Consider the following 12131-nt stretch of genomic DNA (forward strand, 5'->3'; position numbering starts at 1 on the left):
GTCAACAAAACTTCTGTATCTGTTTTTCAGTTTCTGTCAATACGGTATCTGAACATATTGGCCGGTAATTTGCTGGAAGACTATCCACGCTACACTGTTATGAAACGCATTGCCCAAATCCTTCGCTGGACGTTACTATCGCTATTTGTCCTGGCGGCTGGTACGGTAGTGGTTGCCTGGTTTATTGATTCCCGGCAAACAAATGATGAATTAATCGAAGAATTTCAGGGACAGCGGATTCGTCCAACGGTTCATTCGTATCAGGTTCGCGGGCAAACAAACTCAGACGAATCCAGAACTATCCGATTTATAGAAACGCCACGGCCTGCTGGTGATTCTACGCTGCCTGTTGTTTTATTTGTGCATGGTGCCCCTAGTTCGTTGTCGTTTTTCAATGAATTTTTCAAAGATACCCTGCTTCTCAACCGGGCTCAGTTAGTTGCGGTAGACCGGCCGGGTTATGGTTATTCTGATTTCGGTCGGGTTGAAACGTCGATTATCCGACAGGCCGAACTATTACAACCCCTCATTGACCGCTACAAAAAAGCACCTTATTTAATGATTGTTGGCTCATCGTATGGTGGGTCAGTATCGGCCCGACTAGCCATGAACAATCCGGATCGGGTTGATCATGTCGTGTTTGTTTCGTCGGCATTAGGCCCTGGCCTGGAACGGACGTATTCAATCAGCTATTTCGCCGACAGTCCGCTGATTCATTGGGGTGTTCCTCCCCTGCTCCGGCTAGCAAACGACGAAAAATTAGCGCACCGAAAAGCCCTGGAAGCGATCCTGCCCGATTGGCCTAAAATCCGGGCAAACATCACCATGCTGCATGGTCAGCGCGATGAACTCGTGTATCCAACAAATGTGTCGTTTGCGCAACATCACCTGGTCAACGCTCGGGTAAAGCAATTTTTACTGCCCGAAAATCGTCATGACATCGTATTCAACAAACGCGAGTACATGACCCAGATCATTCTCGACATTCTGAACCGACGCGATGTAAAAGAAACGGTCAAAACGAAGGCAATGGCCGTTAATAAATTTATTAAGAAGAAGATAATTTTATAGGAGTCAGGCCTAAAGCTATTAACCACAGAGGCACGGAGAACACAGAGAGATAATAGGCTACTTTTCTCTGTGCTCTCCGTGCCTCTGTGGTTAAACTAATTCTTATTTTTTTCTTTTTTAGCATCCCAGCCTTAAGCCGTTATCTCTATCCGGTTTCCTTCTGTGTCCAATACTACACTTTCATAGTAGCCATCTCCCGTCCAGCGGGGTTCACCAACAACCGTGTATCCATCAGCCCGAAGTCGTTCAGTCAATGCATCGACGGCCATTTCACTACCTACCGAGAACGCTAGATGAGTCAAGCCCATATATTGAATTAGTGGATCGGCTACATGTTCATTTATCCCCGGCATCTGCATCAGTTCCAACCAGGGTCCACCTTCGGGGAAAGTCAGGAAATAAGACGAAAATCCCTTTCTGGGATTGGTGTATTTATCATTGGCCGTGGCTCCAAAGTATAGTTCGTAGAAATTTCGCATCTGCTCCAGATCGCGAACCCACAGGGCAAGGTGTTCAATATGCATAGAAAAGAGGGATGAGAGGAGGAAGGGGACGAGAGGATAAGAATAGTCAACCATTTCCTTTTCTCCCATTCTTCCCATTTCTCCTTTCTCCCTTATTTATAAAACCAGTGCTGGCATCCAGAATACTCCATCGCCCAGCCATCGATAGCGTTCGTTTTTGATAAAATAATCGGGATACCGCTGAATGCCGTACAGGGTCAGGCTCATCAGCGCGAGCATCAACGCCGACCGTTGGGCAAATCGATCGTTGGTCAAAAAGCAAAGGGCTAGTCCCGCAGCAATAATTAAAAAGGTTAGCCAGCGTAAAATCACATCACAGCGGTCGGCCCCCCACTCGGTGGCTAACGAAAACTGGGGCTGGTTCGGCGCTTCAAGTTGCTCCATTATAGCAAACAGGAGCAGATTCTGAAACGCAATCCCGGTAAACATCAGGCATTCAGTAATGTCGACATTACTGATCGTTGGTCGTTGTACCCATACACTCCCCCAGATTCCAGCCGCATAAAGTGTAGCAACGAGAGGTTCTTTCAGCAATAGAGCTGGATGATGCGACGGAAGCCGAAATACCGCACCCACATAGGCAATACAAATGCCCCCCAGCACAATACCAAATTTGATGACACTACTCGGCAGAAAAAACGTGAGTATAAATGCCAGGCCCGCAGCGCCAATGACAACCCACCACAGAATAGCAGCATACTGACGATGAAATCGATGCCTCGCTGTTAAGGGCTGCCTCGACGCATTTAGCTCGTCTTTCCGCACATCGAGCAGTCGATCAACAGTGTAGATGATAAATACCACAAGGGCCAGTACGATTGGCGTAGCCCAATGAATAGGATCAACATCGGAAAGGCGGGTCGCCATCCGATTCGACAAGACAGCCCCGATGACGACGGGGAAACTCAAATAGTAAGCGTTGCGGATATAGGAGAGCAAAGGATTTACATTAAATTGGTAGTCATTGTTCGGTCATTTTTATTGGATGGTTACCGCTGAATGACCACTGACGATAAATGACCATAAACGACTATATAGGTAAAGCAGGCGGGGCCAGCCAGGCTTCCTGATGACGCAATACCTCAACGGGTTGCCCAACACGTAGCGTCCCCAGGGTAGTTTGGCCAGTATAGTTAGCTAAGACATTCTGGCCAAACAAAATTTTCGAATTCCATTTACGATACGTGGTCAGTGTCCGTAAAGGCTCTTTACCTTGCTCCCCTGTTTCAGGATCAATGGTGGTGAGTACACAACGGGCACAGGGCTTAACCCCATAGAACGTCAGCTCATTAATCCGGAACTCGGCCCAGCTATCTTCTTCATAAGGTGAACTTCCCTGAACGACTATATTGGGCCGAAACCGACGCATCGTTATTGGTTCAGCAAGTCGTTGATTGAGGGTATCGAGCGATGCCTGCCCAATGAGCAGATAGGGATACCCATCGGCAAAGCTAACGGTATCCTCTTCGCGTGCATATTTAGGATCAACTGCCCGCTGGGTAGTTTCGGGCATAAACACTAAGCGACAAGGGGTTCCAAGCACGTTCGAAAACCATCGATCGGCTTCGGCACTTACCGTTACAGCAGGTACATCGGTACTATCCCAGATACTCACTAGGATAGTTTCGGTTGGTGTTGTTACTACCAATGGCAGTTCCAGCACATCATGGGGGCGATGCCGGTGCCAGATACGCAAGGTATCATCCGAAACGTCGGACCGCTGAATAGTTACATCAATAAGCGCCATCTGATGGTTAGTTCGTTGCGTCATGAATACCCACGGTCCGGCGGTCCGGTTGGGCGTAACAAGCATAAACCGCCGGTCATGCCGAAACCCTTTTTCTTCAACAATAATCTCCTGCACCGAAATACCGCTCAGCGATTTGATAGGATAGATATGGAGTTCAGAAATAGTCATAGTAGTATCTGGAACGGGAACGCTAAAAACTCATTCTCGGCATCGGGCTGACGGTTTGCGCCGTAAACTCACCTTGCTCGTATTTAAACTGAGCGGCCATTGCAATCATGGCAGCATTATCGGTACAATACTCAAATCGCGGGATATATACATTCCAGCCTTGTTCTTCACCCAATTGGGTTAAAGCGCTGCGCAATCCACTGTTCGCTGATACGCCCCCTGCAATGGCTAGCTCATGAATGCCCGTTTCCCGCACAGCCCGTTTTAGTTTGTTCAGCAGAATCTGAATCAGCGTATGCTGAATACTGGCACAAATATCCGCCAGATTCTCGTCAATAAAAGCAGGATTGGTTTTTGTGTTATCGCGCAGGAAATACATAATGGCCGTTTTGATTCCACTGAATGAAAAATCCAGATTTGGCATCTCCCCCATCGGGAATTTGAACGCCTGTGGGTTCCCTGTCTTCGCATACTTGTCGATCAGCGGACCGCCGGGATAGGGCAAACCCAGTAGCTTAGCCGATTTATCGAAAGCTTCGCCCACGGCATCGTCCATTGTCTGGCCAATAACCACCATGTTAAGCGGGCTATCAATGCGTACAATCTGCGTATGACCTCCACTAACCGTCAGGCATAAAAATGGAAATATTGGCTTGGGGTCCTCAATGAAATGAGCCAATACATGCGCCTGCATATGGTTAATTTCGATGAGCGGGATGTTCAATCCAAGGGCCAGTGCTTTCGCAAAGGACGCCCCTACCAGCAGTGAGCCCAGCAAACCCGGCCCACGCGTAAAAGCAACGGCGGATAACGCATTTTTCGGTAAATTTGCGTCCAGTAATGCCCGTTCAACCACGGGTAAAATATGCTGCTGGTGTGCTCTTGAGGCCAGTTCGGGAACAACGCCCCCGTATTGCTCGTGAATTAACTGGGTGGCAATTACGTTCGACAAAATATGCCCGTTGACTAAAACAGCCGCCGAGGTTTCGTCGCAGGAAGATTCAATGGCTAAAATATTCACGTTGCAAAACTAATGGATAATGATTTCTCCCAGAATAGACAATGGAAGTTGTGACTAAACCGTTCCCTCAGATAGTAGTCTAATCTGCATTCCATTTCGTTATTCACTGTATCTTAGGTCTTTCCGCACTGGATGCGTCAGTTTTTCGCCATATTCCTCAAAACACTACTCTACCTCGTGCTGACGGTATTGGTAGCGGCATTGGGGGTTTTACTGAGCCTGCAACTGCCGGCAGTACAAACACGGCTGGCCCAGAAAGGGGCCGAATGGCTCTCCTCAAAACTGCTCTTTCCCGTTGATATTGAGGGAGTTTCGATCAAATGGTTCGATTCAATAACCCTCGAGAAGCTCACGATCAAGGATTATCAGGGCCGACCCATGATTCGAGTCGGACGGCTCGATGCCGATTACAATCTCCGGCATCTCCTCGATTCATCGGCTCATAATATCCATATTGACGAAATTGTATTGTATCGGCCCGACGTTCAGATGATTAAAAATCCGAAGAACGGCGACACGAACCTCGACGATTTTATTGCCCGCATTGAGCAGCTAACCTCCGATCCGACCAAACCCAGCATACCGAATCAGAATGTTCCGTTTACGGTTGGTCATATTCATTTAGTTGATGGTGCATACACGCTCGAAGACCCACGCGAGCCGTTTATGCACGACAAGAAAAGCTTCGATCATAACCATTTCACCCTCCAGCATCTGACGGCTGAGGTCAGTAATTTTTTAGTTCTGGGGGATACTATTGCGTTTAATGCCAAGGGGCTATCGGGAGTAGACCGCGATTCCCGCATAAAGATCCGGCAGTTGGATACGCACTTTCTCTACTGCAATACCAAAATGGAGCTGGCCCAACTGTACGCCCACATTGGCAACTCCATCATTCGGAATGAGCTAATATTTAACTACGATAAACCGTCGGCATTTGGCGATTTCAACAGCCGGGTGCTTATGCAGGCCCGCTTCCGGGACAGCCAGGTACAATCTGCCGATCTGGGTTATTTTTCGGATTACCTCCGCGGTCTTAAGGAAACCTGGTCATTAACGACCAACTTTACCGGAACAGTCAATGACTTCCGGCTCCGCAATACCGATCTTCGATTTGGTGCCAATGGACGTAGTCGCTTAACCGGCGACATTGCCTGGAAGGGATTGCCCGATATGGATAAAACCACGGTCAATTTTGCCTTTACGCCTTCCGTGGTCAACATGGCCGATATTCGGCAATACTATCCCGATTCGTCGTTTAATAAAACTATCCAGAAACTGGGGACAGCTTCCTTTGCGGCTACCTTTGTTGGCGCCTTCGATGATTTCAAAACCAAAGGAACCTTCAAAACCAATATTGGTAACGTAACCGGCGATCTGGCTCTAAAGCTGGCCAACAAGACTGAACAGACAACCTACACGGCAAATCTAAAGGCCGAAAATCTTGATCTTGGGCAACTGATCGATCAGCCCGATGAATTTGGGAAACTCGATGGCGAAGGGCGAATTACAGGTAAAGGCACTGATTTAAAACGGGCAGATATTGACTTCGATGGTCAATTTGGACGCTTTAGCTGGCAACGCTACGCTTATCAGCATGTGGCAGCGCATGGAAATTTACAGAAAGGTCTTTTTCAGGGGAAACTGAACATCAACGACCCGAATCTGGCCTTTGATCTCGATGGCGAATTCAAGTTGAGTGGCCCCAAAAACCATTACGACCTCCGGGGAAACGTCCAACACGCCGATTTGCGTGCGTTGGGGTATCTGACTGATTCATTGGTTGTTAAAACAGCGTTGGATGTTCAACTGGAAGGCCGAACGCTGGATGATATCGTAGGAAAGGCCTTGTTTACGAACGCAGCACTCAGCCTGAACAAACGAAACATTACTGTTGATAAGCTTACCCTCCTATCGTCTATTGAACAACGAACCGGGAGCTCTCCTGACTCATCGGGTACCCAACGCTATTTCGACCTTGATTCCGACTTTTTGACGACTCGCTTACAGGGCGATTTTCAGCCCCAACGCACCATTGACGACCTGACCCGGCTAGTACGTGAGTACGAACTTCATTTTAAAGGGGATGCGGCCGGGATGAAGATCTATTACGAACAGAAACGAAAGGCAGCCATGCGTCTTGCCGGGCGTAAGGGTACTGTTCAGCCCGTTCGCTATGGAGTCGATTACCAGATCATCACAAAGAACAGTGCACCGCTACTAGCTTTTTTAGGTTCATCGGATTATATAGCCCCATCCACCCGAATTGAAGGCCGGTTTACGGAAGACAATACCTCTTTTCTGACAGGAACCGTTAAAACAGACTCATTACGGCTTGGGAAAGTTAGTTTTGGTCCAAGCGATCTTGATCTGACGACCTCTAAGTTTACGTACGGTGAGGAAGTACTGGCATCGGCCATTATTTCGTCGAAACGACAGTTATTTAGTTCCGTTCTGCCTACTCGTAATCTTCAGATCGAAGCCTCCTGGGATGTTGATCATATTGATTTTACAAGCGATATTGAGCAGGCTGACAGCAGCGGGCGCTTTACCAATCGTGCCGACCTCAATGGCGAATTACGGTTTAAGGGAGATGCCATTGATCTTACCTTCCGCCAGTCGAAAATACGGGTTCTGGATGGCGACTGGACGCTCAACCCGGAAAGTCTGATCCGGAAAGTCGGGGATGAATACACCATCAGAAACCTATCGTTGCTGAATGAGAATCAATTGATTCAGGCATCAGGAAAAATCTCGCCCGACTCTGTGGAGAATCTCCATGTCGAAGCGCAGAACTTCCTGCTGGCATCGTTAAATTCGGTATTGAATACAACCCTCGGCGGCACGCTGAATGGCTCACTGGCGGTACGCAATCTGTACAACACCCCAATTGTGGAAAGTGCCCTGTCGCTTCGGGCCCTGTCGTATCAAAACTCATTGATCGGCGATGTTCGCGGTCAGGGTGAATGGGATCAGCAAACCCAGCGGCTCAACGTAAATGCCAGCGTGAATCGAAATGGGTCCGATGTGGTAACCTTACTGGGAACATACGCCCCCCAATTAAAGACCAACCCGCTGGCACTCAAAGCCAACGTCAATAACGCCGATTTAAGCTTACTGGAACCCTTTACAATCGGGCTATTCTCGAACTTGGGCGGTATTGCCAGTGGAATCATTAGCGTTACGGGTAAACCTGCCGTACCGGTACTAAAAGGTGAAGTGGCCATCCAGGGTGGACATGGGCGATTCGATTACCTGAAGGCTGATTTCGCGTTTGACGATAAAATCTATTTTGGCGAAAACGAGATTATTACCCGGCAATTGATTCTACGGGACCCCCAGGGTAATACCGCCCAATTGCGAGGGGGTGTTTATCATGATGGATTCCGAAGTTTTACCCTGGGTTTCGACGCGGATTTCAAGAATTTCAAGATCATGAATACAGTTGCCAAAGACAACGATGCCTTTTATGGACAAGCCGTTGTAACAGGCAAAGCCGAACTGTATGGGCCAACGGATAACCTGACGATCCGGGCCAATGTAGCCAGCAATAAAGGAACCCGAATTTACATTCCTCTCGACGGAGCTACAACGGTAGCCGCTGATGATCAGATTCGGTTCGTTAATCTAAGCACAGGCAAACCGACTAGCCAGACGTCTAATCAAGCCAATAATCAGTCGGAAGGAGAGATTGATCTATCCCGAATTCAGATGGATTTCAACTTCGATATTACGCCCGATGCGTATTGCGAGATCCAGTTAGATCGCCAAACCGGCGACATTATTAAAGCCTACGGTCAGGGGCGGATCGCCATGAAGGTGGATACCAAAGGCGACTTCACCATGACGGGTAACTACGAAATCCAGAAGGGAGATTACACCTTTACGTTCCAGAATATCATTAACAAACGGTTTCAAATTCGGCCCAACAGTCGTATTACCTGGACGGGCGATCCCTATGGTGCTTTGCTCGACGTAACAGCAGCCTATACCCAGTACACCTCGCTGGCTCCTTTGTTAGCTACCCAGAAAACCACGGCTGACCAGACCCGCCGGTATCCCGTTGACCTGGTTATAAAACTAACAGGTGAGCTGGGTAGTCCGGCAATCAGCTACGACCTCGACATTAAAGAATACCCCTCTTCCTCTGATTTCCGGCAGGCCGTTACGGCCTTCGAGTCACGGATTCAGAGCAACGATCAGGAACTGACCCGACAGGTAAGTAGCGTGTTGTTATTCAACCAGCTTCTGTCCGAAGGCACCAGCCTGTTCGAACAGGGTCAGGTGAATACGGGAGTCGCCAACAGTGTAAGTGAACTACTGTCTAATCAGATCAGCCGCCTGGCTTCTAATCTCAACGAGAACTTAGATGTAGGCGTGTCATTTGGTGGATTTACGAGTGGTACCCAAAACGAAAACCTGCTTAATAACCTCCAGCTACGGTTTTCCTACAGGCTGCTTAATGACCGGTTGCGGATCAGTCGCGATGGCGGGTTCACGTATGGGCAAAGCCAATACAATGCGGCTAGTTTACTTGGCGAGTGGACCCTTGAGTATTTTATTACGCCTGATGGCCATTTGCGCGCCAAAGTGTACAATCGCAATCAGCAGAGTATCCTGGGTCAGTATAACCTGACCAGCACCATCACAACCGGTGGGGGTGTCAGCTTGCTGTATACCCGTTCGTTCAATCACATTTTTGGTGGCAAACGCACAACGCCGGGTCTGGTTCCTCCAACGCCAACGCCTTCTGATGCGCCAGCCCCAACCGCACCTGGCTCTACAACAACGTTGAATACGGCAAAGGGAACATTTTAATAACTAGTCAGCCTAAGGCCATAAACAGGGTAAAAATTGCATTTCCCGCCTTTGTTGAGAGAACCCCTTTACAATCCGTATGTATTTTCTGAAGCGTCTACTGGTTATCGGTTTGCTCCTGATTTCCGGTCCCACACTGTTAGCCCAGCAGCGAACGTTTACGAATCCTATTAAAAACTCGGGACCCGACCCCTGGGTGTTACAAAAAGACGGCTGGTATTATTACATGAATACTACCGGCCAGAACCTGACGCTCTGGAAGACCCGGAATATAGCTGATCTGGCTACCGCCCAACATAAAGTTATTTACAAGCCACCTGCCGGGCAACCCTATTCCCGGGAATTATGGGCACCCGAAATTCACTCATTTGTTGGGGACCGGGGCGAAGCTCGCTGGTACATCTATTTCTCCGCAGATTCACTTAATAATTTATCGCACCGAGTCTGGGTACTGGAAAACTCCTCCTCTGATCCTATGCAGGGTGAATGGGTTATGAAAGGCAAGATCGGCGATCCGGGAAATCACTGGGAGATCGACATGTCCGTGATCGACTACAACGGGCAGCTCTATGCCGCCTGGTCAGGCTGGGAAGGAACAACCAACGGGCGGCAGGACATCTATCTGGCCCGGCTCAAAAACCCCTGGACCATTGACGGTGATCGCGTTAAAATTTCCCAGCCCGATCAGCCATGGGAACAGCATGGCGATGTCCCACAAGCCTGGCAGAAAAACGGCGAGGTTCCTAAAATCTACGTCAACGAAGGGCCTGAATTTCTACGCCATGATAACAAACTGTTCATCGTTTATTCGGCCAATGCCTGCTGGCTCGACTACTGTCTCGGCCTGTTGACCTATACCGGGAAGGGTGATCTGCTCGACGCCAGAAACTGGGTAAAAAGTCCCAGCCCCGTCTTCACACAGGCCCCCGAAAATGGTGTGTGGGCACCCGGTCATGGTGGGTTTTTCCGCTCGACCGATGGCAAGCAGGACTGGATGATTTATCACGCCAACCCATCCTCAACAGACGGTTGTGGCAACAAACGCGCTCCCCACATTCAACCCTTTACCTGGAATACCGACGGTTCACCTAATTTTGGTAAACCAATGCCTAAAACGCCCATGCCTGTCCCTTCCGAACAATAACATCGACTCCCTTGTCCTTCACGCAGTATTTACCATTTTCAATTTCCATTTATGAAGCGTTTATCGTTTTTCGTTCTTTTACTCATTTCCACGGTTTCTCTGGCTCAGCCAGGTTCTGCCCCTAATCGCTGGCCAGCCGCTAAGGCCAATGCCTGGTATGCTAAAGAGCCCTTTCTGGTTGGTTCCAATTACGCCCCTGCCAATGCCATCAACGAACTCGAAATGTTTCAGGCCGACAGTTTCGACCCGGCAACGATTGATAAAGAATTGGCCATGGCCGAAGGCATTGGCATGAATACCATGCGTGTGTTTCTGCACGATCTGCTCTGGCAGGACCCGGCCGGTTTCACCAAACGGCTCGACCAGTTTCTGACCATCTGCGCCAAACACAAAATCCGGCCTATGCTGGTATTATTTGATTCATGCTGGGACCCAAATCCGAAACTGGGCAAACAGCACGAACCAACACCAGGCATTCATAACTCGGGCTGGTTACAAAGTCCCGGTGCTGCGGCCCTGACCGATGTTTCGCAATACCCACGCCTGGAAGCTTATGTAAAAGGAGTTGTGGGCGCCTTCAAAAATGATAACCGGATTCTGGCGTGGGATACCTGGAACGAGCCGGATAACGCAAATGACAACAGCTACGGACAAAATCACACGATTAAGACTGAAGTGCCGAAAGACCGAAAAATAGCCATTATCACCAACCTGCTACCGCAGGTTTTCCAATGGGCACGGGCAGCCGGTGCCACGCAACCCCTCACCTCTGGTGTCTGGATCTATCGCAGTCCTGATGATTGGCAGAACTCAGCTAAATGGACGCCTATGGAAAAAGTACAGTTTGAAAACTCCGACATCATTACATTCCACCAGTATTCAAAACCCGAAGACCTGGAGAAAGTAATTCCTGCGCTTAAAACCTTTGGCCGCCCGGTTATTTGCACGGAATACATGGCTCGTGGTGTCAACAGCAAATTTCAGTCGCACCTGCCTATAGCGAAGAAAGCCAAAGTCGGCATGATCAACTGGGGCTTTGTGGCGGGTAAAACACAAACGTTCCTACCCTGGGATAGCTGGCAGAAGCCCTACGTAAACGGTCGTGAACCCGCCATCTGGTTCCACGAGGTGTTCAAACAGGACGGCACACCTGTTGATCCGGCGGAAGTAGCAGCCATAAAGCAGGCTACCGGAAATTAATTGATAAAAATTTAACCGAACAAACCAGTTGATTACCAACGGATATACGTATTGAAGCGACTACCAATCACATTTTTTTTCGTCAGTCGCTTGCATGGAATAGCCTGAAACCCTACTTTTGTGCCACGATAAAGGAAGACGGCAACGTTAACCAGAAGTCAAAAAGTTGGTTCGGTAGTTCAGTTGGTTAGAATACCTGCCTGTCACGCAGGGGGTCGCGGGTTCGAGCCCCGTCCGGACCGCCAACAGTTAAAATCCCTCAAATTTCAAAGATTTGAGGGATTTTTGTTTTTAGGTGTACCCCATTCACCCCTACTTAATTAGGATGGATCGGATCAAGTCGGATCAGTCGGGAGCATGGCATTAGCGAGGCTACGGATCAAGGACAATACTTGTGGAGGGCGTTGTATTTTTCTAGGTTTGTGCGTTTAATCA

At 48.8% G+C, this 12131-nt stretch carries 8 protein-coding genes and 1 tRNA gene; 5 read left to right on the top strand and 4 right to left on the bottom strand.

Features of this window, described 5'->3' with window-relative positions; genetic code table 11:
* Positions 1–99 precede the first annotated feature (99 nt).
* Complete coding sequence (locus ACYVGO_RS38215) at positions 100–1071, top strand: alpha/beta fold hydrolase (RefSeq protein WP_460974061.1); 972 nt, start codon at positions 100–102, stop codon at positions 1069–1071.
* A 131-nt stretch (positions 1072–1202) separates the two neighbouring features.
* On the opposite strand, the gene ACYVGO_RS38220 is transcribed toward ACYVGO_RS38215, so the two are convergent.
* From ACYVGO_RS38220 to tsaD, 4 genes are all read right to left on the bottom strand, one after another.
* Positions 1203–1595, bottom strand: coding sequence for a VOC family protein (locus ACYVGO_RS38220; RefSeq protein WP_460974063.1), 393 nt, complete (start codon positions 1593–1595; stop codon positions 1203–1205).
* 96 nt (positions 1596–1691) lie between these two features.
* Positions 1692–2534 carry a UbiA prenyltransferase family protein gene (locus ACYVGO_RS38225; protein WP_460974065.1) on the bottom strand — a complete coding sequence of 281 codons (843 nt, stop codon included), beginning with the start codon at positions 2532–2534 and terminating at the stop codon, positions 1692–1694.
* Positions 2535–2625: 91 nt separating this feature from the next.
* Positions 2626–3513 carry an MOSC domain-containing protein gene (locus tag ACYVGO_RS38230; RefSeq protein WP_460974066.1) on the bottom strand — a complete coding sequence of 296 codons (888 nt, stop codon included), beginning with the start codon at positions 3511–3513 and terminating at the stop codon, positions 2626–2628.
* A gap of 22 nt (positions 3514–3535) precedes the next feature.
* Positions 3536–4534: a tRNA (adenosine(37)-N6)-threonylcarbamoyltransferase complex transferase subunit TsaD gene (tsaD, locus tag ACYVGO_RS38235; RefSeq protein WP_460974067.1), complete on the bottom strand. Its 999-nt coding sequence runs from the start codon at positions 4532–4534 to the stop codon at positions 3536–3538.
* A 132-nt stretch (positions 4535–4666) separates the two neighbouring features.
* Here tsaD and ACYVGO_RS38240 point away from each other — a divergent pair, with 132 nt between their 5' ends.
* From ACYVGO_RS38240 to ACYVGO_RS38255, 4 genes are all read left to right on the top strand, one after another.
* On the top strand, positions 4667–9352 hold the full coding sequence (locus ACYVGO_RS38240) for a translocation/assembly module TamB domain-containing protein (protein ID WP_460974068.1): 4686 nt from the start codon (positions 4667–4669) through the stop codon (positions 9350–9352).
* A 79-nt stretch (positions 9353–9431) separates the two neighbouring features.
* A complete protein-coding gene (locus tag ACYVGO_RS38245; RefSeq protein ID WP_460974069.1) occupies positions 9432–10496 on the top strand; it encodes a glycoside hydrolase family 43 protein in 1065 nt (354 codons plus the stop codon).
* Between the two features lie 51 nt (positions 10497–10547).
* The gene (locus tag ACYVGO_RS38250; protein WP_460974070.1) at positions 10548–11696 is read left to right on the top strand and encodes a cellulase family glycosylhydrolase; all 1149 of its coding nucleotides are present in this window, start codon (positions 10548–10550) and stop codon (positions 11694–11696) included.
* Between the two features lie 168 nt (positions 11697–11864).
* Positions 11865–11941, top strand: a tRNA-Asp gene (locus tag ACYVGO_RS38255).
* Positions 11942–12131: the final 190 nt, after the last annotated feature.

This window comes from Spirosoma migulaei, from assembly GCF_054776855.1.